21 protein-coding genes are annotated in these 19517 nt (G+C 75.5%); 7 read left to right on the top strand and 14 right to left on the bottom strand.

What is annotated here, in order from left to right; genetic code table 11:
- Positions 1 to 112 precede the first annotated feature (112 nt).
- The gene (locus IE98_RS0100690; RefSeq protein ID WP_078660685.1) at positions 113 to 667 is read left to right on the top strand and encodes a Uma2 family endonuclease; all 555 of its coding nucleotides are present in this window, start codon (positions 113 to 115) and stop codon (positions 665 to 667) included.
- 28 nt (positions 668 to 695) lie between these two features.
- Here IE98_RS0100690 and IE98_RS0100685 read toward each other — a convergent pair whose 3' ends face one another.
- Positions 696 to 1712, bottom strand: coding sequence for an aminoglycoside phosphotransferase (locus IE98_RS0100685; protein ID WP_030262275.1), 1017 nt, complete (start codon positions 1710 to 1712; stop codon positions 696 to 698).
- Between the two features lie 55 nt (positions 1713 to 1767).
- Positions 1768 to 2796 (bottom strand): LacI family DNA-binding transcriptional regulator, encoded by a 1029-nt coding sequence (locus tag IE98_RS0100680; protein ID WP_030262273.1) that lies wholly within the window; start codon positions 2794 to 2796, stop codon positions 1768 to 1770.
- A gap of 235 nt (positions 2797 to 3031) precedes the next feature.
- Between IE98_RS0100680 and IE98_RS0100675 the strand changes: the two genes are divergently transcribed.
- Both IE98_RS0100675 and IE98_RS0100670 read left to right on the top strand, forming a co-directional pair.
- Positions 3032 to 4675, top strand: coding sequence for an AlkA N-terminal domain-containing protein (locus IE98_RS0100675; RefSeq protein ID WP_078660684.1), 1644 nt, complete (start codon positions 3032 to 3034; stop codon positions 4673 to 4675).
- A complete protein-coding gene (locus IE98_RS0100670; RefSeq protein WP_030262269.1) occupies positions 4672 to 5178 on the top strand; it encodes a methylated-DNA--[protein]-cysteine S-methyltransferase in 507 nt (168 codons plus the stop codon). The genes IE98_RS0100675 and IE98_RS0100670 overlap by 4 nt, the downstream gene beginning before the upstream one ends.
- 69 nt (positions 5179 to 5247) lie before the next feature.
- Here the strand turns inward: IE98_RS0100670 and IE98_RS0100665 are convergent, their stop codons facing one another.
- On the bottom strand, positions 5248 to 5799 hold the full coding sequence (locus IE98_RS0100665) for a MarR family winged helix-turn-helix transcriptional regulator (RefSeq protein ID WP_078660683.1): 552 nt from the start codon (positions 5797 to 5799) through the stop codon (positions 5248 to 5250).
- Positions 5800 to 5928: 129 nt separating this feature from the next.
- Between IE98_RS0100665 and IE98_RS0100660 the strand changes: the two genes are divergently transcribed.
- Positions 5929 to 7422: an MFS transporter gene (locus tag IE98_RS0100660; RefSeq protein ID WP_030262264.1), complete on the top strand. Its 1494-nt coding sequence runs from the start codon at positions 5929 to 5931 to the stop codon at positions 7420 to 7422.
- Positions 7423 to 7488: 66 nt separating this feature from the next.
- On the opposite strand, the gene IE98_RS0100655 is transcribed toward IE98_RS0100660, so the two are convergent.
- The 3 genes from IE98_RS0100655 to IE98_RS0100640 all read right to left on the bottom strand — a co-directional run bounded on the left by IE98_RS0100655 (position 7489) and on the right by IE98_RS0100640 (position 9502).
- On the bottom strand, positions 7489 to 8187 hold the full coding sequence (locus IE98_RS0100655) for a DUF305 domain-containing protein (protein ID WP_078660710.1): 699 nt from the start codon (positions 8185 to 8187) through the stop codon (positions 7489 to 7491).
- The gene (locus tag IE98_RS0100645; protein ID WP_030262257.1) at positions 8187 to 8888 is read right to left on the bottom strand and encodes a DUF3105 domain-containing protein; all 702 of its coding nucleotides are present in this window, start codon (positions 8886 to 8888) and stop codon (positions 8187 to 8189) included. Before IE98_RS0100645 ends, IE98_RS0100655 begins: the two co-directional genes overlap by 1 nt.
- Positions 8889 to 9010: 122 nt before the next feature.
- A complete protein-coding gene (locus tag IE98_RS0100640; protein ID WP_030262254.1) occupies positions 9011 to 9502 on the bottom strand; it encodes a hypothetical protein in 492 nt (163 codons plus the stop codon).
- A gap of 319 nt (positions 9503 to 9821) precedes the next feature.
- Here IE98_RS0100640 and IE98_RS44115 point away from each other — a divergent pair, with 319 nt between their 5' ends.
- Positions 9822 to 11780 (top strand): protein phosphatase 2C domain-containing protein, encoded by a 1959-nt coding sequence (locus IE98_RS44115; protein WP_052389959.1) that lies wholly within the window; start codon positions 9822 to 9824, stop codon positions 11778 to 11780.
- A gap of 39 nt (positions 11781 to 11819) precedes the next feature.
- On the opposite strand, the gene IE98_RS0100630 is transcribed toward IE98_RS44115, so the two are convergent.
- From IE98_RS0100630 to IE98_RS0100610, 5 genes are all read right to left on the bottom strand, one after another.
- Positions 11820 to 12446, bottom strand: a complete 627-nt coding sequence (locus IE98_RS0100630; protein ID WP_030262248.1) for a TetR/AcrR family transcriptional regulator — start codon at positions 12444 to 12446, stop codon at positions 11820 to 11822.
- Positions 12447 to 12513: 67 nt separating this feature from the next.
- The gene (locus tag IE98_RS48810) at positions 12514 to 12675 is read right to left on the bottom strand and encodes a hypothetical protein (RefSeq protein ID WP_159400793.1); all 162 of its coding nucleotides are present in this window, start codon (positions 12673 to 12675) and stop codon (positions 12514 to 12516) included.
- Between the two features lie 102 nt (positions 12676 to 12777).
- The gene (gene melC2 / locus IE98_RS0100620; protein ID WP_030262246.1) at positions 12778 to 13605 is read right to left on the bottom strand and encodes a tyrosinase MelC2; all 828 of its coding nucleotides are present in this window, start codon (positions 13603 to 13605) and stop codon (positions 12778 to 12780) included.
- A 50-nt stretch (positions 13606 to 13655) separates the two neighbouring features.
- The gene (gene melC1 / locus IE98_RS0100615) at positions 13656 to 14048 is read right to left on the bottom strand and encodes an apotyrosinase chaperone MelC1 (protein WP_030262243.1); all 393 of its coding nucleotides are present in this window, start codon (positions 14046 to 14048) and stop codon (positions 13656 to 13658) included.
- A gap of 233 nt (positions 14049 to 14281) precedes the next feature.
- Entirely contained in the window at positions 14282 to 15073 is a 792-nt protein-coding gene (locus tag IE98_RS0100610; protein ID WP_043173176.1) for a GntR family transcriptional regulator, read from the bottom strand.
- A 108-nt stretch (positions 15074 to 15181) separates the two neighbouring features.
- Here IE98_RS0100610 and IE98_RS0100605 point away from each other — a divergent pair, with 108 nt between their 5' ends.
- Both IE98_RS0100605 and IE98_RS0100600 read left to right on the top strand, forming a co-directional pair.
- Positions 15182 to 15412 carry a hypothetical protein gene (locus IE98_RS0100605; protein ID WP_159400792.1) on the top strand — a complete coding sequence of 77 codons (231 nt, stop codon included), beginning with the start codon at positions 15182 to 15184 and terminating at the stop codon, positions 15410 to 15412.
- On the top strand, positions 15406 to 15612 hold the full coding sequence (locus tag IE98_RS0100600) for a hypothetical protein (RefSeq protein ID WP_030262234.1): 207 nt from the start codon (positions 15406 to 15408) through the stop codon (positions 15610 to 15612). Before IE98_RS0100605 ends, IE98_RS0100600 begins: the two co-directional genes overlap by 7 nt.
- Positions 15613 to 15722: 110 nt before the next feature.
- On the opposite strand, the gene IE98_RS0100595 is transcribed toward IE98_RS0100600, so the two are convergent.
- Genes IE98_RS0100595 through IE98_RS0100585 form a run of 3 tightly spaced genes read right to left on the bottom strand, consistent with a single transcriptional unit; the run spans position 15723 to position 19221 of the window.
- Complete coding sequence (locus IE98_RS0100595) at positions 15723 to 16760, bottom strand: agmatine deiminase family protein (protein WP_030262232.1); 1038 nt, start codon at positions 16758 to 16760, stop codon at positions 15723 to 15725.
- A 29-nt stretch (positions 16761 to 16789) separates the two neighbouring features.
- Positions 16790 to 18514 (bottom strand): urease subunit alpha, encoded by a 1725-nt coding sequence (locus IE98_RS0100590; RefSeq protein ID WP_420706146.1) that lies wholly within the window; start codon positions 18512 to 18514, stop codon positions 16790 to 16792.
- Positions 18511 to 19221 (bottom strand): urease subunit gamma, encoded by a 711-nt coding sequence (locus IE98_RS0100585; RefSeq protein WP_030262226.1) that lies wholly within the window; start codon positions 19219 to 19221, stop codon positions 18511 to 18513. Before IE98_RS0100585 ends, IE98_RS0100590 begins: the two co-directional genes overlap by 4 nt.
- Positions 19222 to 19517: the final 296 nt, after the last annotated feature.

Raw genomic sequence — 19517 nt, 5'->3', positions numbered from 1 at the left:
GGCCCACCGCGGCGCCCCGCCCCCGGCTCCCCGCCGGGGCGCGGGGCGCCCGCCCGTGCGGGGACGCCTGCGGCGGCCGACGCCGCCTCCCCGGGTTCAGTAGCGTGGGGGTGTGAGCATCGATCCCGCCACGTTCGCCCGCCTCCGCGAGATCGCGGACGAGCTGTCCGCGCTGCCGGCCAAGCCCCGGGTGGAGATCGGTCCGCAGGGCCTGGTCATGATGACGTCGCCCACGACACCGCACGGGTTCACCGCCATGAACCTCGCGCGGCAGGTCATGGCGCAGACGCCCGACATGTACGCCCTGATGGACACGGACATGCAGGACGCCGTGCTCGGCCGCCTCCGTGTGCCGGACGTGATGGTCCTGCCCGAGGACCTGATCGAGGAGCAGCCGGAGGAGGCCGTCGACCCGAGGGCCGTGGCCCTGGTCATCGAGGTGGTTTCGCGCAGCAACCCGGAGAACGACCACCGCGACAGGATCGCGGACTACTCGGCCATGGGCATCCCGCTGTACCTGATCGTCGACCCGGGCCGCGGCACCGCCCAGGTGCTGGAGGAGCCCGACGGGGCGACCTACCGCAAGATCCGGACGTTCGACTACGGCCAGGAGGTGCCCGTCGGGCGGTGGCTGATCGACACCGGCCGGTTCCCCCGCTACCGCTGAGACGGACCGGGCTGCCGCGGCGGGCGGCCTACGGCCGCCGTTCGGGGAGGGGGCGCAGGCCGGGCCAGCGGGCGAGCATGCCCTCGTACATGGCGGTGGTGAGGCGTGCCAGGTCGCGGGAGGCGGTGAGGCGGCCGACCGTCCGCAGCCGGTGGGCGAGCCGTTGGCGGGCGGTGGCGGTGCCCCAGGTCCAGTCGCGGCGCGGGATCCTGGCCAGGTGGTCCGCGGTGCCCCGCCGGGCGCGCTGGACGAGGGCGTCGCCGCGCACCAGCCAGCCGGCGCAGGCGTCGGCGAGGTCGCCGTCCACCTCGGTGCCGGTGCTGGCGCGCCACTGCGCGCGGTAGGCGGCCTCGGCGGCCGCCAGCCGTTCGGGTGCGGGTGCGGTGGCGCACCAGCAGGTCGGGAAGCCGATCCGCAGGTAGGCGAGTTCGACGATGCCGGGCCCGCGCGAGGCCTGCTCGAAGTCGACGAAGCGGACGCCCTGCCCGGTGTGCAGGTCGTTGCCCGGGCAGGGGTCGCCGTGCAGCAGGGCGCGGCCGGGCAGCCGGGCCAGCCGGTCGGCGAGGCCGTCGAGTTCGGCGCGCGCCCCGGCCGGCACGACGGCGCCGAGGGTGCGGGCCAGCCGCAGGAAGGCCTCCACGTCCTCGCCGGCGGGGCCCGTCCAGGCGGGCAGGGTATCGCCGTCGCCCGGCCCGGCCGAGGCGTGCAGCCGGGCGAGCGCCGCCGCGTGGTCGACCACCCAGTCCTCGTGGGGCGTGCCGTGCTCCAGGTGCTCCAGGACGAGCAGCCGCGCCGCCGGGTCCGCGCCGAGGAGCCGCGGTGCGACCGGGGGTTCGGCCCGGGCGGCGATCCGCAGCGCGGCCGTCTCGCGGGCGTAGCGGTCGTCCGCGCCGGGCCCGGCGCGGAGCTGCTTGACGACCACGGGGGTGCCGGCGAGCTCGGCCCGCCACACCCGGGAGCGGGGGCTGCTGCCCAGCCTGCGGGCTCCGCGCGGCGTGCCGAGCTCGGCCCTCAGCCGCTCCCCGAAGGGCAGTCGTGACCACATGGCGTCATCATCGCACGGGTACGAACCGTCCGGCGAGCGCTTTGCCGACGGAGGGTCAGGCGGAGCCGCGGACGACCAGCCGGGTCGGCGTGATGACCGAGATGGGGCCGCGGCGGCCGGTGGTGTCGCCCTGGCCGGAGAGGCGGCGCAGCAGCAGACGGGCCATCAGGCGGCCCATGTCCTCGATGTCCTGGCGGACGGTGGTCAGCGGGGGCTCCGTCCAGGCGGCGATCTGCTCGACGTCGTCGAAGCCGACCACGGCCACGTCCTCCGGGACGCGCCGCCCGGCCTCGCGGAGCACCCGCAGCGCGCCCGAGGCCATCGCGTCGGAGGCGGCGAAGACGGCGTCGAGGTCGGGCCGGCGGGCGAGCAGTTCGGCCATCGCGCGGCCGCCGCCGTCCGGGGTGAAGTCGCCCTCGGCGATCAGGTCGGGGTCGCCGTAGGGCAGCAGGTCGCGGTAGCCGTCGAGGCGGTCGACGGAGGAGGTCTGGTCGAGCGGGCCGGTGATGGTGGCGATCCGCGTCCGGCCGAGGGACTGCAGGTGCTGGACGGCGATCCGGCCGCCGCCGCGGTTGTCGCTGTCCACGTAGGTCAGCTCGCGGTCGGACTCGGCGCCGGCCCAGCCGGGTCGTCCGCCTATCACGAACGGCAGGCCGACCCGGCGGGCCATGTCCGGCAGCGGGTCGCTGTGGTGCAGGGAGAAGAGCAGGGCGCCGTCCACGTGGCCGCCGGCCAGGTACCGGCCGACCCGCTCGTAGTCGGCCTGGTCCTCGATGAGCAGCAGCACCATCTGGTTGTCGGCCGAGGACAGCTCGCGGGAGATGCCGCGCAGGTGCTTGGCGAAGAACGGGTCGGAGAACAGCCGGCTCTCGGGCTCGGCGACGACCACGGCGACCGCCTGGTTGCGCCGGGTGACGAGGGTGCGGGCCGCGAGGTTGGGGACGTAGCCGAGCTCGTCGACGGCGCGCTGCACCTTCTCGCGCAGCGAGGCGCGGACGCCGGCGCCGCCGTTCACCACCCGGGAGGCGGTGGCCCGGGAGACGCCGGCCCGTTCGGCGACGGACTCCAGGGTCGGTCTGGGCATGGCGCCCGGGGTGTCGCCCCGCCCGGGGGGGCCGGGGTGGGATCCGCCGCGGGCCGGTGCTCCGCCGGAGGGCTCGGCGGGTGGTCCGTCGCCGGTGGGCTGGTGCTGCGACACCCTGGGCTCCTCTCGCGGATCTGTTCGCATCAGAGCCTATCGGGTGCGTCGAGTCCATTGAGAGCGCTCCCAAGAATCGGGTCGTGTCGGACACCCGCCCCGCGCGCGTTCCGCGACGGCGATGTCCGATTTCCGCCGGTCGGTGCCGCGGGGGTGGCGCAGACTGGAGGGCGTGATCGACGACGAGACCAGGTACCGGGCGGTGGACAGCCGCGACTCCCGCTTCGACGGGGTGTTCTTCACCGCCGTCCGCACGACCGGGATCTACTGCCGGCCGAGCTGCCCGGCGGTGACCCCCAAGCGCGTCAACTGCACCTTCTACCCGACCGCGGCGGCCGCCCAGGGCGCCGGCTACCGCGCCTGCCGGCGCTGCCGCCCGGACTCCGTCCCCGGCTCGCCGGAGTGGAACCACCGCGCCGACCTGGTCGGCCGCGCCGTCCGGCTGATCGGTGACGGCGTCGTCGACCGCGAGGGCGTCGCAGGTCTCGCCGAGCGCCTCGGCTACAGCGCCCGCCAGCTGCAGCGCCAGCTCACCGCCGAGCTCGGCGCCGGCCCGCTCGCCCTCGCCCGCGCCCAGCGCGCGCAGACCGCCCGGCTGCTGCTGCAGACCACCGGGCTGCCGGTCACCGAGATCGCCTTCGCGGCCGGCTTCGCCTCCGTGCGGCAGTTCAACGACACCGTGCGCGAGGTGTACGACCGCACCCCGACCGCGCTGCGGGCCGAGACGGCGGGACGGCGGGCCAGACCGGCCACGGCCGGCACCCTCGCGCTGCGGCTCGCCTACCGCGGTGCGCTGGACAGCGACCACCTGCTCGACTTCCTCGCGCTGCGCGCCGTGCCGGGCGTCGAGGAGGTCGTCCCCGGCGGGCGCCCCGGCGTGCGCACCTACCGCCGTACCCTGGCCCTCCCGTACGGCCACGCCGTCGCCGAGGTGGACGGGCTCGCCGCCGCCGACCCGCCGACCCGCGGCTGGCTGGACTGCCGTCTCGCCCTCACCGACCTGCGCGACCTCACCACCGCCGTGCACCGGCTCCGGGCGCTGTTCGACCTGGACGCCGACCCGGACGCCGTGGACGAGCAGCTCGGCGCCGACGCCCTGCTCGGCGCGGCCGTCCGCGCCCGCCCCGGGGTCCGTTCGCCCGGCCACGTCGATCCGCACGAGCTCGCCGTCCGCGCCGTGCTCGGCCAGCAGGTCACGGTCGCCGCCGCCCGCACCCTCGCCGGCCGGCTCGCCGAGCGGTACGGGGCCGCCCTGCCCGCGCCGAGCGGCGGCCTGCGACTGCTCTTCCCGACCGCGGCCGCCCTGGCCGGGGCCCGGGACGACGACCTCGCCATGCCGGCCGCCCGCCGCCGCGCCCTGCGCGGCCTGTGCGCGGCGCTCGCCGACGGCACCGTCCGGCTCGACGGCGGGGTGGACCGCGAGGAGGCCTCGGCCGCGCTGCTCGCGCTGACCGGGATCGGCCCGTGGACGGTCGGCTACCTGCGGATGCGGGCGCTCGGCGACCCGGACGTCTTCCTGCCCGGCGACGCCGGGGTCCGGCACGGGCTGCAGCGCCTCGGCCGGCCCGGGGACGCGACCGCCGCCGCGGCCGCCGCCCGCCCCTGGGCGCCCTGGCGCTCGTACGCGGTGCACCGGCTCTGGCTCGCCTCGGCCGGACCCGTACCGGCAGGCCCCGTACCGGCAGACCCCGCACCGATGGGCACTGTGCCGGCCGGGCAGGTCGCCGTACCCGCCGGGCGGTCCGCCGTGGAGGTGGCGCGATGACCACGGTGTTCACCACCATGCCGAGCCCGCTCGGCGAGCTGCTGCTCGCCGGCCGGGCGGACGGCGACGGGGCGGTCGCCCTGATCCGCGTCACCGCCCCGGGGCAGCGCGGCGCGCGGGCCGAACCGGAGCCCGACTGGCTGCCCGACCCGGAGGCGCTGGCCCCCGCGGTCGACCAGCTCGCCGCTTACTTCGCTGGCACCCGTACCGCGTTCGACCTGCCGCTCGACCCCGAGGGCAGCGAGTTCCGCCGTCGGGTGTGGCAGGCGCTGGACGACATCCCGTACGGCAGCACCGTCACCTACGGCGAGCTCGGCGCGGCGGCCGGGCTGCCGCCGACGGCCGTCCGTGCGGTCGGCGGCGCCGTCGGCGCCAATCCGCTGCTGGTGGTCCGCCCCTGCCACCGGGTGGTCGGTGCGAGCGGTGCCCTCACCGGCTTCGCGGCCGGCATCGACCGCAAGCGCTGGCTGCTGGAGCACGAAAGCGGCGCCACGCTCTTCTGAGCGCCGTCCCGCTGCCGGGGGCGGCGGATCCGCCCCGGGGGGTCACGGACCTGCCGGGGCCGGGGGGGCTCAGCCGCGGTCGTCCGGGGCGACGGTGTCGCCGGCGAGCGTGCGGGCCAGGTGTTCGAGGCCGGGCAGGGCGTTCATCACCGCGTCCCGGTCGACCGGCGAGAGGCTCTCCAGGGCGTCGGCGAGGCGGCGTTCGTGCGCACGCCGCCAGTCCAGCAGCTGGGTGCGGCCGGCGTCGGTGAGCGCGATCCGCGCGGTGCGGCGGTCGCCCGGGTCGGCCTGGCGGTCCACGAAGCCCGCCTCCAGCAGCTTGCCGACCAGGCCGCTCACGGTGTTCGGGGCCAGCCGCTGCCGGGCGGCCAGCTCGCCGACCCGCATCGGCGCCGAGGCCAGCGTCTGCAGCAGTTCCACCTGCGCCATCGGCAGCGACTCCCAGGGGTAGTCGGTGCGGATGCTGCTGCGCAGGGCCCGGCGCAGCCGGGTGATCACGTCGGTCAGCCGCTGGGCCCGCTCGATCGCCACGGCCTCCTCCAGGGGGGAGGCGGCGGCCGCGTTCCAGGGCGGGGGAGACGCGGGCGCGGCGGGCGGCACGGGGTGGGACGGCTCCGACATGGCGGACAGCGTATCGGCTCACCGGTGGCCCCCCGTCCCACCGTTCACGGGCGTACCGAGGTGCGGACTCTTCTGTCCGCAGACATGATCTGTTTACGAGTATGTCTGTGGCAGAGGTAGTATGGGGCCGTGCCCGCACCCGCCCACCGCACCCGGCTGGTCGACAGCGTCCTGCTGCTGGCCGAGCGGCCCCGGCCGCGCACCGTCGCCGCCTGGCCGCACGCCCACTGGCTCGCGGTCGGCACCGTCTGCCTCGGCGCCTTCCTCGGCCAGCTGACCGCGAGTGTCACCGCCCTGGTCTTCCCGGCGCTGGAGCAGCACTTCGACGCCGGCTTCGCCTCCGTCGAGTGGGTGTCGCTCGCCTACCTGCTGGTCCTCGTAGCCCTGCTGGCGCCGGTCGGCCGGCTCTCGGACACGGTCGGCCGCAAGACGATGTACCTCGGCGGGTTCGCGGTCTTCGCCCTGGCCTCGCTCGCCGCCGGCCTCGCCGGAGGGCTCTGGGTGCTGGTCGCCTGCCGGGCCGTCCAGGCGGTCGGCGGGGCGATGATGCAGGCGAACAGTGTCGCACTGGTCGCCCGCGGGGTACCGGCCGGGGCCATGCGCACCGCCCTCGGCATCCAGGCCGCCGCCCAGGCGCTCGGCCTCGCGCTCGGACCGACCGTCGGCGGGCTGCTCGTCGCGCACGCCTCCTGGCGGTGGGCGTTCTGGGTCAACGTCCCGATCGCCGTCTTCGGTCTGCTGGCCGGCTGGTTCCTGCTGCCGCGCAGCCGCCACGAGCCCCTCCCGCCGCGTCCGGCCGCGGCCGCCGGCTCCCGCCGGGAGTCCCGCTTCGACCTGCTCGGCCTCGCCCTGCTGGCCGCCGCCTCCACGGCCCTGCTGCTCGCCCTCTCCACCGCCGCCGGACTGCCGCTGCCCGGCTGGGCCGTGCTCGTGCTGCTCGCCGCCGCGGGCCTCTTCACCGCGGCCCTCGTCCGGCAGGAGCAGCGGGCGGACACCCCGATCATCGCCCCCGGCCTGGTCAACACCCCCGGTGTCCGGGCGGGCCTGGTGGTCGCCCTGATCGGCTACCTGCTGCTGTTCTGCCCGCTGGTGCTCGGGCCGGTGATGCTGGCCGCCGCCGGCGTCCCCGCCGGCACCGCCGGCCTGGTCATCACCGCCCTGCCGGCCGCCTTCGCGATCGCCGCCACCGCGGGCGGCGCCCTGCTGCCCCGGGACTGGTCGGACGCCCGCCGCGGCCGCACCGGGGCCCTGGTCACCACCGCGGGCCTGCTGGTCCTCGCCGTGCTGCCGGTCTCCCCGGCGCTCGCCCCCGTCCCGCTGGCCGTCGCCGGCTACGGCCTCGGCCTGCTGCTGCCCGCCAACAACACGCTGGTGATGCGGTCGATCCCGGCGGAGAGCTCCGCGGTCGGCGGCGGCATGGTCAACATGGTGCGCAGCCTCGGCACCGCGCTCGGCACCGCCCTGCCGGTGCTCGGCGTCCACCTGGCCGGGGCGGGGGACGGCGGCCGGGCCGTCCTGCTGCTCCTGGTCGCCGCCGCGCTGGCCGCCGTCCGGCTGTGCACCGCCGGCCGTCCCCGGGCCGCGGCCCGCGAACGGTCCGCCGCCCGCCACCGTTCCGGGTGAGCCCCGGACACGGCGACGGGCGGGCCGGACGCTGCCGTCAGACCCGCCCGCCCGTGCCGCACCCGCTCAGGAGAGCGGCTGCGCACCGCGCTTCGCGAGCATCGACGTCATCAGGTCGATCTCCGACTTCTGCCCGTTGACCATGGTCTGGGCGAGCCGCTTCTCGACGTCGTTGCGGGCCACGTCGACGTAGGCCTGCGCCATCGCCACGCCGCCCTTGTGGTGCTCGATCATCAGCTGCAGGTACAGCACCTCCGCGTCGCGGCCGCTCAGCGAGCGGAGCTTGGCCAGGTCCGTGTTGGTGGCCATGCCCGGCATCAGCGAGCCGTCGTGCGCGGCGTAGCTGTGCCCCATCCACGCCATCGGCTTGGCCGAGGTGCTCTGGGTCAGCCCCCACTGGTCGAGCCAGCCCGACATCATGCCGCGCTGGTTCGCCTGGGTGTTGATGATGTCGAACGCCAGGTTGCGCACCTCCTCGTCCTGCGTGCGGTCGCGGACGATGAAGGACATGTCGATGGCCTGCTGGTGGTGGGTCGCCATGTCGCGGGCGAACCCGGCCTCGGGGGAGTCGGTGGCGGGCGTCGCCGCCGCCGACGGACCGCCGGAGTCCGAGCCGCCCGCCACCAGGGCGGACACGCCGAGGCAGAGCGCGATCACCGCGGCGATCGCGGCCGGCCACCACAGCAGCTTCCGCGAACGGCGCGGCGCACCGCCCCCGCCGGACTCCCCGGTCCGGGTGGCCGAGGTCTCCTCGGCGTCCGTCATCACGGCATCACGCCGGAGCTGCAGGACGCGCCCGGCTCCTGCGTCTGCGGACCCTGGACGTACTTGGTGAAGAACTGCTCCACCCGCGGGTCACTGGCGCTGTCCACGTTCAGCTGGGTGCCCCAGGCGGAGAGCGTGATCGGGCTCTTCTCGTCCGGGTACGGGCTCATGAAGGTGTACGGGGTCGCCTTGACCTTCTCCGACAGCTTCTTGATGTCGTCGGCGGACGCCTTCGCGTTGTACGTCACCCAGACGGCGCCGTGCTCCATCGAGTGCACGGCGTTCTCGTTGGCGAGCGGCTTGTCGTAGACGTCGCCCATGCAGTTCGCCCAGCGCGGGTTGTGGTCGCCGCCGACCGGCGGGGTCTGCGCGTAGGTGACCTTGGTCTCGACGTGGTTGCGCGACAGGTTGTCCCAGGTCTGCACGCCCTGGATCGGGGCCTTGGCGGCGGCCTCCTTCGCGTCCTTGTCGTGCTTGGCGTCCAGGGCTATCCAGGTGCCGGCGCCGATCATGCCGGCCAGCAGCACACCGGCCAGGCCGAAGACGACCACCTTGTTGCGGCGGTCGCGCTTCTGCTCGGCGGCGCGCAGCTCCGCGATGCGGGCCCGGCGGTCGGCCTGGCGCTCGGTCTGGCTCTGCCGGTTGCCCGGGTTGCCGGAACCCTGCTTGGACGGCTTCGACTGCCTGGAGGCGGAACCCATGAGTGTGTCCTTGTCTCCGCGGTGCACGGCGCACGGCGGTGGGGCGAGAGGGGGAGGGGCGGCGGAGCCGCCGGCCCGTCCGGTGCACGGGGGCACGGGTCACGGCCGACGGTGGGTTCCGCTCAGGACCTGTGGACCTGCAGCACGTGGAGGTCGGGCGCCGGAGGAGGCCCGGCCAGCGTGTCGAGCGGGACGGCGGCCGGCAGCGCCGGCGCCGGGACCAGCTGCGGCAGGGCGACCGCGACCGGGTGCGGGGGAGCGTTCGGCAGCTGCGCCTCCAGCCCGCGGAACGGGTGGCTGGTGCAGCCCTTGCCCGGGCCGGGGTGGTCGCCGTCGGCGGAGCACCAGACGTGCCGACCGCCGTCGTCGGACCACCGGGCGACGGCATGTCCCGCGCCGTGCGCGGCCGGGACGGCGCCGGTGGCGTGCGGGCCGGTGACGGACGAGACCGGAGGGGCGGCCGGGGCGTGGCCCGACACCGCCTTCGCGGTCCCGGCGCACGGCAGCAGCGTCAGCAGACCGGTGACCAGCAGCGCCCACAGCAGCACGGCCGGGCGACCGCCGGCGCGGACGGACCGCCCCGGCTCGCCGGTCGCGGATGCTGGCACGCTCATGCGCACATATTAATCAGCCGAAGGGGTGAAACGGTCCCCCTCTTGGCCCTCCCGACCCGGGTCGGAGGGCCCTTCCTGTGCATTTCAGGGCCCCAAAAAGGACGCTCCGGACATCCGTCCCCGGCACCTCCGTCCGCACGTCCGCACTGCCTCCGTGCGGATGGCCGAATCCGAACGGATCACGCCGCCGCTGCACCCGACGGGTGGCCGGGTGTCCCCGAAAGCCGGACACCGTCGTTCTCCTTCGGGAGAATGACCAACCGAGTCCGGCACACCGGCCCGCTCGGCAGACGGCAGACACGGCACGAGGAGCCGCCACGTGAGCAACCAGGGCGCATCCCCGCACGACCGGCCCGAGGACGGCTGGTGGCAGGCGGTCTACGCGGGCCCGGCGGGAACCCTGCCGGACGCCCCCGGAGCCGCCGCGGGCGAGGGAAGCGTCGACGACTGGTTCGACTCCGCGTCCGGCATGATCGGCCCCCAGCGCACCGGCTCCCCGGCGGAGCGGACCCCCGAGGACCCGTCGGCCCCTGCCGCGGGCCCCGCGGCGCGCCCCGCCGCGGAGGAGGTACCGGCAGCCCCGGCGCGTCCGCACCGGGCGCCGCCCGTGGCCGGGGAGGAGCAGGAGCCCGCACCCCGGCCCGGGCCCGCCCCGAAGCCGCCCCGCCCGCACTGGGCGCCGCCGGCCGCTGCGGAACGGGAGACGGCCGCGCCGCCCGCAGCCCGGCCCGAGCCGGCCGCGGCCCCGCCCCGCCCGCTCTGGGCCCCGCCCGTTCGCGCCGACCGGGACCGGGTCGCCCCGCCGGAGCCCGGCCTCGACGAGCCCGGCCTCGACGAGCCCGGCCTCGTCACGCCGGGTGTCGACGAGCCCAGCGTCGACGACTGGTTCGACATGGCCGCCGGTGTGATCGGGGGCCCGGGGGCCGCTCCGGGCGGCGCCGCAGCGCCCGTCCGGCCGACGCAGCCGACGCCGCCGACACCCCCGGCGGCACCTGCGGAGCCGAAGCCCGCGGCCGAGCCCGAGCCCGATCCGACGATCACGCTCGGGACGGTCCGCCGCCCCGCACCGGAGCCCGCCCCCGAGGCACCCGGGCCCGCCGACGGGGCCGAGCCCGATCCGACGGTCACCCTGGGGACGGTCCGCCGCCCGGACCCGCAGTCGGAGCCGGAGCCGGACCGCGCCCCGGAGCCCGACGTCACCGTCGACGTGCGTCCCGCCGGGCAGCGCTCCGACCCCGTGACCGGTCCGACGGTGATCCTCCGCAAGCTCGACCCGCCCGCCGAGGAGCAGCCCGGGCCGACGGCCCCGGCTGGCGCCACCGCCGCCGCCGCGGATCCCGCTGCCGCCGCCCAGCCCCGTCCCGCCCCGCGGCGCGTCCCGCTGGAGCCGCCCGTCCCGCACGTGGGCGAGCGGCCTCCGACGTACAGCCCGGAGCCCACCGCGCTGCCGGCGGCCGATCCGGCCGGGCTGGGCACGATCGTTCCGGACACCGTCCTCGACGGCGCCCAGTACGGCCCGGCCATACTGCGTGCGGTCTCCGTCCGGGGCGACTCCGCGCGGTTCCGCGGCGAGCCGCGCCGCGACGCCCTGCTGGTGACCCGGTTCGGCGAGGGCGAGGAGGGCCTGCTGCTCGCGGTGATCGCCTCGCCGGGCCGTTCGGAGGACGCGGTGACCGGTTCGGCCGCCGCCGCGGAGGCCGCCCGGCAGCTGGCGGCCGCGATCGGCCGCAGCCGGGTCGAGCTCGCCGCCGACCTGCGCGCCGGGGCCCGCGACCGGCTCCGCTACGGCCTGCAGCGGCTCACGGTCGGTGCGGCCGCCGGCCTGCGGCCGGCCGGTGATCCGGCGCCGGAGCCCGGCGACGGCGAGTCCGGCGCGCTGCACTGCCTGCTCGTGCCGCTGGACGGCGAGGCCGGGCACCGGGCGGCGTTCGGCACCGGCCCGGGCGGGCTCTACCTGCTGCGGTCCGGCCACTGGATCGACGCCTACGCGGCCCGGCTGCTGCACCACCCCGACGGGGAGCCGCAGCCGGCGGCGCCCGCCGCGGCGCCCCGGCCGTTCCGGTTCCGGATGGTGCCCGCCACGACCGGCGACATCCTGCTGCTGTGCACGGCCGGCCTGGCCGGGCCGATCGCGGACGAGCCCGCGGTGGCGCGTTTCCTCTCCAACCACTGGGCCCATCCGCACCCGCCGGGCAGCGTCGACTTCCTGCGCCAGGTCCAGGTGCGGGCCAAGGGCTACGCCGACGACCGCACCGCCGCCGCGCTCTGGACGGAGTAGCGGCGTCCGGTCGCGGCCCGGTCGCGGCCCGGGGGCCGCTCAGTCCAGCAGGGCGGCGGTCACCGAGGCGACCTGGGCCAAGGCGTCCGTACGGTCGGCCCCGGGCAGTCCGACGGCCAGCGGGACTGCGAAGCCGTCGAGGACGGCGCGGATCTGCCGGGCCCGGTCCTGCGGTGCCGCACCTGCGGTGCCGCGCTCCCCGGCCGGCGGGCGGCGGAAGGCGCCGGTGGCGAGGCCCTCCTCGATCAGCGCGACGAGGTCGGCCTGCCAGGGGGCCTCGATCTCCAGCTGGCCCTGCCGGATCTCGGCACTGGCGGGCGAGCGCCCCCAGACCTCGACCCAGAGGATCCACCGGGGGTCGCCCGGCCCCTCGGGCAGGTACAGCCCGGCGTAGGCGGCGAGCCGCTGCCGGACGGTGCGGTCCTGCCGGGCGAGGGCGGAGCGCCGCCGCTCGCCGAGCTGCTCCTCGCTCCAGCGGAGGGTCTCCAGCAGCAGCTGGTCCTTGCTGCCGAAGTAGTAGAGGAGGTGGCCGGCGCTCATCTGCAGCTCGCGGCCCAGGCCGGCCATGGTGAGTTTGTCGAGCCCGTGCTCGGCGATCGCGGCCCGGGCGGTCGCGAAGACCTCCTCGCGGGGCCGTGCGGCCCGGCGCGCCCGCGGCTCGGCCATGTCCTGCTCCTCCTCGTGGTCCGGCCCCCCACCTTAGGGCGTCGCCCCGGCGTGCCGGGGAGCGGTCTCACCAGCCGCTGTGCTCCTGGCCCTCGGCCTCCTCCTGCCGGCCGGCGGTGCGGCCGGCCTCGTACACCTTGCGCACGAACTCGGCCGCCCGCTCCTGGTCGAGGTCGTCGGTGAGGCGCATCAGCTCGTCGGTGAAGGTGATCAGCCAGTGTGTGGTCATGCCCTCATGACACCGTGCGGGACGGCGCGGGGCCCGCCGGACACCGTCCGGCGGGCCCCGCATCCCGCACAATCACTCGTCCGGCAGGGGCCGGACCGGCGGTCAGAACGCCGAGTCGTAGGTGTAGTGGCGGGTGTGGTCGAGCATGTCGGCCGGGGTGGTGTCGTTCCACGGCTTCATCGCGGTGTTCAGCGAGACCACGTTGGCGGTGGCGGCGGTCGGCAGGTAGCCCTGCTGGGGGTGGCGGCGCTGCCACTCGGCCCACAGCTTGTCGATGAAGCAGTGGTGCAGCCAGAACACCGGGTCGTTGGGGGACATGCCGGTGCCCATCAGGCCGCCGACCCAGACGTGCACCCGGTTGTGCAGGTTGACGCCGCGCCAGCCCTCCAGCTGGTTGCGGAAGCCGGCCGAGGAGCTGTTCCACGGGGCGGCGTCGTAGGTCTGGACGGCGAGGACGGACTCCACCTCGGCGCGGGTGGGCAGTTGGGCGACGCCGGTGCCCAGCGAGCGGCGCAGGTAGTCGCGGCTGTCGGGGCGGACGGTGATCGTCCACTGGCCGCCGCCGGCGGCGAACGGGCCGGTGGTGACGCGGTTGTCGCCGGAGCGGCCGTTGCCGCCGAGCAGGTCGTCGGCCCACAGGCCGGCGGTGGCGGTGCGGTCGGCCGTCCAGTCCCAGTAGGGCAGGGTGACCGAGGGGTTGACGGACTGCAGGTCCTGCTCGAACTGGAGCAGGAACCTGCGGTGCCAGGGCAGGAACGAGGGCGAGCGGTGGCCCGTCCGCTCGCCGTTGTCGGTGTCGCTCACGATGAAGCGGTTGTGGGTGGCGACATAGGCGTCGTAGCGGCCGAGCCGCTTGAGCTGGAGCAGGGCGTCGACGAAGTCGCGCTTCTCCTTGGCCGTGAGGGTCGCCTGGTTCTTGCGGACCGCCATGGTGTCCTCCTGGAGGTGCTGGTGGGTGAGTGCGGGGAGGGGCGGGCCGGTCAGGCGATCGGCACGAGCGTGGCACCCTGCAGCTCGACCACGGCGGCGCGGGCGAGCGCGAGCGGGGTCTGGTGCGACTGGTAGTGGTTGACGACGCTGATCCAGGTGCCGTCGGCGTTGCGCATGACGTGCAGTTCCTCGCCGTCGATCTGCACGGTGTAGTCGGCGCCGTGGTGGTGGTGGCCGGATGCGGCGGGTCGGCCCTGGATGCGGCGGCCGCGGTAGACCTCGTCGAAGGTGTCGTGGCCGCCGGGCCCGGCCGCGGCGGCCGGGGTGCCGGTCGGCCCGGCGAGGCCGAGGACGGCGGTGCCGACGGCGGCGGTGAGGGCGACGCCTGCGCCCTGGAGCATCCGGCGGCGGGTCAGCTCGGCGTGGTTGCCGGCTTCGGACATGGGTGGTTCCCCCCTGGTGGAACGGATCTGACGACGCGTCGGCGGTGGCACGTGCTTTTGGCATATGCGCCGTCGCGCGGTCCCCATGCTGGCAAGACGCGGTCGGCCCGCGGAACCGTCCATCGGCGGGGGCCGGTCGACAGACCGAAATCCGGACACGGATGAACGCTCAACGAACGGATCCGGCCGTGCCCGGCGCGGGGGCTGACGGCGCGTCGGTCCGGTCCGGGTGGTCAGCCCTGCGCGTCGGCGGGCCCGTCCGCGGGAGTGGGTCGGGTGCCGTACTCGGCGGCCCAGCGGCTGCCGAGCAGCACGATGTCGGCCGTCTCCACGGCGCGGCCGGCGGCCCGGTCGTAGTAGGTGCGCTCGACGGCCAGCACCGGGGCCGCTGGCGTGGTGCCGAGCAGGGCCGCCTCGGCGCGGGAGGCGCCGCGCGCGGTGACCCGCTCCACCGGGGTGTCGACCTCGATCCCGATCAGCGCCATCCGGTCGGCGACGCCGATGCCCGCGTACGGGCCGGCCTCCGGCAGCACGACCAGGGTGCCGCCGGTCACGGCCATCGGCTCCCAGGAGTCGGCCAGTTGCACCGGCTCGCCGTCGGCGCGGTAGACGTAGGCGGTGTGCATCACCGGGTCGCCCGCGGTGATGCCGAGGCGCTCGGCGATCCGTGCGTCGGCCCGGGCGGTCGTCGACTCGCTGTCCCAACTCGCCCGGACGCCCTGGACGGTGAGCTGCGCCTCGGTCGGCGAACCGGAGCCGGCGGCGACCCGCGGGCGGCGCACCAGCACCGGCCGCTCCTCCTGCGAGCGGACGAAGTGGCCGCGGCCGGGCCGCGCGACGACCAGGCCCTCGTCGACGAGCACGGCGTAGGCGCGCTGCCCCACGGTGCCGGAGTACCCGGTCTCCGTGCGGATCTCGGCGAGGGAGGGCAGGACGTCGCCGGGTGCGAGGTCGCCGGACTGGATGCGCTGGCGGAGCCGCTCGGCCACCCGGAGGTACGGGGGCGGCGAGCTGTCCTGACTCATCCTGTGTCCTCTCACTGTGTGACGGCGAGGTGACAGAGTATCCGTCCGGCCACTAGTCTATTAGTACAGTTCCAGTCTGTTACTAGGGAAGGGGCGGTGCAGGTCTGCGTGCGTGCGAACGTCCTGCGCGAAGCCCTCGAACGGGCCACCGGCGAGGTCGCGACGACCACCGGGAAAGCCCCTGGCGCTGTCCGCATCACCGTGACGATCCCGGAGCGGTGCACCGACGAGCAGTGGGCCGCCGTGCTGCGGGTCCTGAGGTCCGTGGCGCGCTGGGGCGCCAGTGACGGCTCCGGTCGCACCGTGGTCTGGGCCGAGGTCCAGGAGGACCCGTGCTGAAGCCGAACCCCGATCCCGACCCCGCACCCCGCGGGTCCCGCGAACCCCTGCCCGAGCCGGACGAGGTGCCGCGCTACCGGCGCTGCGGCCGATGCGCCCGCTGCCACGGCGGCGGGCCCGGCGCTCCGCCGACCGGCGACTGCTGGTCCGACTACCTGGACGCCGTCACCGCCGTCCTCACCCGGGCCGCCGGCGGCTGAATCCGTTCGGGTGAATCCGTCCGGTCGACGCGCTCCGGGTGCGGAAACGCCGGGGCCGGTGCGGCACCTTGCGGTACCGCACCGGCCCCGACGCAGGAACCGGCCCTTCGTCAGCCCTGCGGCTGCTGCTGGGTGATGCAGTGGATGCCGCCGCCGTTGGCGAAGATCTCGCGGGCGTCGACCAGCTCCACCGTGCGGCCCGGGTAGGCCTCGGCGAGGATCGCCGCCGCCTCCTGGTCGCGCGGGTCGTCGAAGGCGCAGAGCACCACGGCGCCGTTCGCCACGTAGTGGTTGATGTACGAGTAGTCGACCGGCTCGCCCTCCTCGTCCAGCAGCACGGTGGGGGCGGGCAGTTCGATCACCTGGAGCGGCCGGCCCTGCGCGTCGGTGGAGGCGCGCAGGATCGCCACCAGCTCCCGGCAGACCTCGTGGTCCGGGTGGGCCGGGTCGGGCTGCACGTGCGCGACGACCACGCCGGGGCGGACGAAGGAGGCCACGATGTCGATGTGCCCGCGGGTGCCGAACTCGTCGTAGTCGCGGGTGAGCCCGCGCGGCAGCCAGATCGCCTTGGTGGTGCCGAGGAAGGCGTGCAGCTCGGCCTCGACCTCCTCGCGGGTCCAGTCGGAGTTGCGGCCGTCGCCAAGCTGCACGGTGTCGGTGACCAGGACGGTGCCCTCGCCGTCGACGTGGATGCCGCCGCCCTCGTTGATCAGCCGGGAGGCGAAGCGCTGCACGCCGGTGAGCCCGGTGATGTGCTCGGCGATGTCCTGGTCGTTGCCCCAGCGGGCCCAGGACTGCGCGCCCCAGCCGTTGAAGATCCAGTCCGTCGCGGCCACCGCGCCCCTGCCGTCGACCAGGAAGGTCGGGCCGATGTCGCGCATCCAGGCGTCGTCGAGCGGCCGCTCCACGATCTCCACCTCGGGGGCGACGTACTTGCGCGCCTCGTCGGTCTCGCCGGTGTTGACCACCAGGGTCACCGGCTCGTACCGGACGATCGTGTTGGCGACGGCGGCCCAGGCCTCGCGGCCCGCGTGCAGGTGCTCGGGGCTGTCGAAGGTGGGGTTGGCGGTCGGGAAGGCCATCCAGGTGCGCTCGTGCGGGTGCCATTCGGCGGGCATCCTGAAGCCGAGCTCGGCGGGAGTGGTCATGAGGGTGCGTTCCTATGCAGTGGTGGGGGTCAGAGGAAGTAGAGGCGGCTGAGCGAGACGCTGTCCGCGGGGTCGGAGCGCAGCGGTTCGCCGTCCAGCGAGACCAGGCCGGTGGCGGCCTCCACCTGGACGTGGCCGATGCGGGCGTTTCGGACCATGTCCTTGGGGCCGATCCCGCGGGTGCCTCGGACACCCACCCGGCGCCTGCGGGTGGGCAGTTGGTCGCCGGCGACGTCCAGGTAGGAGGCCTCGGCGGCGGCCTGCGAGACGAAGGCGACCGAGATGTCCGCGGCGGTGGCACCGTGCGCGCCGAACTGCGGCCCCAGCACGAGCGGTTCGCAGCGGTCGGTGGACGCGTTGGGGTCGCCGACCACGCCGTACGCGGGGAAGCCGGCCTTGAGCACCAGCTGCGGCTTGGCGCCGAAGTGGTCGGCGCGCCAGAGCACGATGTCGGCGAGCTTGCCGACCTCCAGCGAGCCCACCTCGTGCGAGAGGCCGTGTGCGATGGCCGGGTTGACGGTGAGCTTGGCGATGTAGCGCAGCACCCGCTCGTTGTCGTCGCCGCCGGCGGTGGTGCCGTACGAGCCCTCGCCGTCCATCGGGCCGAGCTCGGCCTTCATCTTGCCGGCCATCGCGAAGGTGCGGCGTACGGTTTCGCCGGCCCGGCCCATGCCCTGGGCGTCGGAGGAGGTGATGCCGATGACCCCGAGGTCGTGCAGCACGTCCTCGGCACCCATCGTGCCGGCCCGGATCCGGTCGCGGGCCATCGCGGCGTCGCCCGGCAGGTCGACCTTGAGGTCGTGCGCCGAGACGATCATGCCGAAGTGCTCGCCGAGGGCGTCCCGGCCGAACGGCAGGGTGGGGTTGGTGGAGGAGCCGATGACGTTCTCCACGCCGGCCATCTTCAGCACGTTGGGGACGTGTCCGCCGCCGCAGCCCTCGATGTGGAAGGCGTGGATCGTCCGGCCCTCCAGCACCCTGATGGTGTCCTCGACGGAGAGGCACTCGTTCAGGCCGTCGGTGTGCAGGGCGACCTGGACGTCGTACTCCTCGGCGACCCGCAGGGCGGTGTCCAGGGCGCGGGTGTGCGCGCCCATGTCCTCGTGCACCTTGAAGCCGGAGGCACCGCCCTCGGCGAGCGCCTCGATCAGCGGGGCCGGGTCGGAGGAGGAGCCGCGGCCGAGGAAGCCGATGTTGACCGGCCAGGCGTCGAAGGCGTTGAAGGCGTGCCGCAGCGCCCAGGGGGAGTTGACACCGACGCCCCAGACCGGGCCGAACTCCTGGCCGATGATCGTGGTGACGCCGGAGGCGAGCGAGGCCTCCATGATCCGCGGCGAGAGCAGGTGGACATGGGTGTCGATGGCGCCGGCGGTGGCGATCATGCCCTCGCCGGAGACGATCGTGGTGCCGGTCGAGACGACGACCTCCACCCCGTCCATGGTGTCGGGGTTGCCGGCCCGGCCGATCGAGACGATCCGGCCGTCCCGGATGCCGATCGAGGTCTTGCGGATCCCCTGGACGGCGTCGATCACGACGACGTTGCTGATCACCACGTCGCAGGTCTCGCGGATCGAGGTGGCCTTCAGGTGCAGGCCGTCCCGGGCGGTCTTGCCGAATCCGGCCAGGAACTCGTTGCCCGGCTCCTGCGAGTCCGACTCGACCCGGATGATCAGCCCGCTGTCGCCGAGCCGGATCCGGTCGCCCGTGCGGGCGCCGTGCACGGAGATGTAGTCGTGGGGGGAGATGGCTGTCACGACTCGACCTCCGCGTCGTCGAAGCTGGTCAGGTAGCCGGTGGCGCGCGCCTTCTCCAGGGCGGCCTCCTTGGCGCCGGGCGCGTCCAGCGGCCCGTCGACCAGTCCGGCGAAGCCGATGGCGACCCGTTCGCCGCCGATCGGGACGAGGCCGACCTCGACGGTGGCCCCGGGGTCGAACCGCACCGAGGACCCGGCCGGCACGGCCAGGTGCGTGCCGTAGGCGGCGGCGCGGTCGAAGGCGAGGCGCGGGTTGGCCTCGAAGAAGTGGAAGTGCGAGGTGACCGAGATCGGCACCGCCGCGGTGTTGTGGACGGGCAGCACGACCGTCTCCTCCACCGGGTCGTAGCCGTCGCCGGGCCCGGCCAGAGCCGCGCCGGGCGCCTCGTCGCCGAGCGAGCCGGCACCGCGGAACGGGTCGTTGACCACGGCGAGCCGGGTGCCGTCGTCGAAGACCGCCTCCACCTGGATCACGGTCACCACGTCGGGCACACCGGGCAGCACGTCGTCGGCGGAGAGCACCGAGCGGCCGGCCTCGATGGCCTCGGCCAGCCGCCGGCCGTCGCGTGCCGCCTCGCAGACGGTGTCGGCGATCAGCGCGGTGGCCTCGGGCACGTTCAGTTTCACGCCGCGGGCGCGGCGGGCGCGGGCCAGTTCGGCGGCTGTGAAGATCAGCAGCCGGTCCCGTTCGGTGGGGGTCAGTCGCACGGTTCCTCGCTCGCGGGTGCCGGTGGGTGGTCGGTGGTGTTAGAACGGCGTTCAAACATCGGGGCCCCATTGAACCCGGGCCCGGCCGCCGTGTCCAGCGTTGCTCGCTCGGTGGTGCTCCGCACGGCGGCGCGACGGGGACGCCCCGGCTGCGCCGCGGACGGCCCCCGGCGTCGACCGGAGCGGGGCCCCGGCCGCCGGACGGGCGTGCGCCGGGGGCGCCCGGCCGGGGCTCGGTGCGGCCCCGTGCGCCCCGCCAAACCTCTTCGACCGTGTCCGGAGGATCACACGGTCGC

It is taken from the genome of Streptomyces sp. NRRL B-24484, assembly GCF_000717715.1.
GTDB lineage: Bacteria > Actinomycetota > Actinomycetes > Streptomycetales > Streptomycetaceae > Kitasatospora.
Note: the sequence above shows the minus strand (reverse complement) of the source record. Positions and strands in the feature narration are given on the sequence as shown.

Excerpts from the sequence above, each read along its gene's own strand:
- IE98_RS0100655 (WP_078660710.1), bottom strand. The coding sequence starts at position 8,187 with ATGACGGACGCCGAGGAGACCTCGGCCACCCGGACCGGGGAGTCCGGC.
- IE98_RS0100610 (WP_043173176.1), bottom strand. The coding sequence starts at position 15,073 with ATGAGTCAGGACAGCTCGCCGCCCCCGTACCTCCGGGTGGCCGAGCGG.
- IE98_RS0100670 (WP_030262269.1), top strand. The coding sequence starts at position 4,672 with ATGACCACGGTGTTCACCACCATGCCGAGCCCGCTCGGCGAGCTGCTG.
- IE98_RS0100630 (WP_030262248.1), bottom strand. The coding sequence starts at position 12,446 with ATGGCCGAGCCGCGGGCGCGCCGGGCCGCACGGCCCCGCGAGGAGGTC.
- IE98_RS0100665 (WP_078660683.1), bottom strand. The coding sequence starts at position 5,799 with ATGTCGGAGCCGTCCCACCCCGTGCCGCCCGCCGCGCCCGCGTCTCCC.
- melC1 (WP_030262243.1), bottom strand. The coding sequence starts at position 14,048 with ATGTCCGAAGCCGGCAACCACGCCGAGCTGACCCGCCGCCGGATGCTC.
- IE98_RS0100645 (WP_030262257.1), bottom strand. The coding sequence starts at position 8,888 with ATGGGTTCCGCCTCCAGGCAGTCGAAGCCGTCCAAGCAGGGTTCCGGC.
- IE98_RS0100685 (WP_030262275.1), bottom strand. The coding sequence starts at position 1,712 with ATGTGGTCACGACTGCCCTTCGGGGAGCGGCTGAGGGCCGAGCTCGGC.
- IE98_RS0100595 (WP_030262232.1), bottom strand. The coding sequence starts at position 16,760 with ATGACCACTCCCGCCGAGCTCGGCTTCAGGATGCCCGCCGAATGGCAC.
- IE98_RS0100680 (WP_030262273.1), bottom strand. The coding sequence starts at position 2,796 with ATGCCCAGACCGACCCTGGAGTCCGTCGCCGAACGGGCCGGCGTCTCC.
- IE98_RS48810 (WP_159400793.1), bottom strand. The coding sequence starts at position 12,675 with ATGACCACACACTGGCTGATCACCTTCACCGACGAGCTGATGCGCCTC.
- melC2 (WP_030262246.1), bottom strand. The coding sequence starts at position 13,605 with ATGGCGGTCCGCAAGAACCAGGCGACCCTCACGGCCAAGGAGAAGCGC.
- IE98_RS0100640 (WP_030262254.1), bottom strand. The coding sequence starts at position 9,502 with ATGAGCGTGCCAGCATCCGCGACCGGCGAGCCGGGGCGGTCCGTCCGC.
- IE98_RS0100675 (WP_078660684.1), top strand. The coding sequence starts at position 3,032 with ATGTCCGATTTCCGCCGGTCGGTGCCGCGGGGGTGGCGCAGACTGGAG.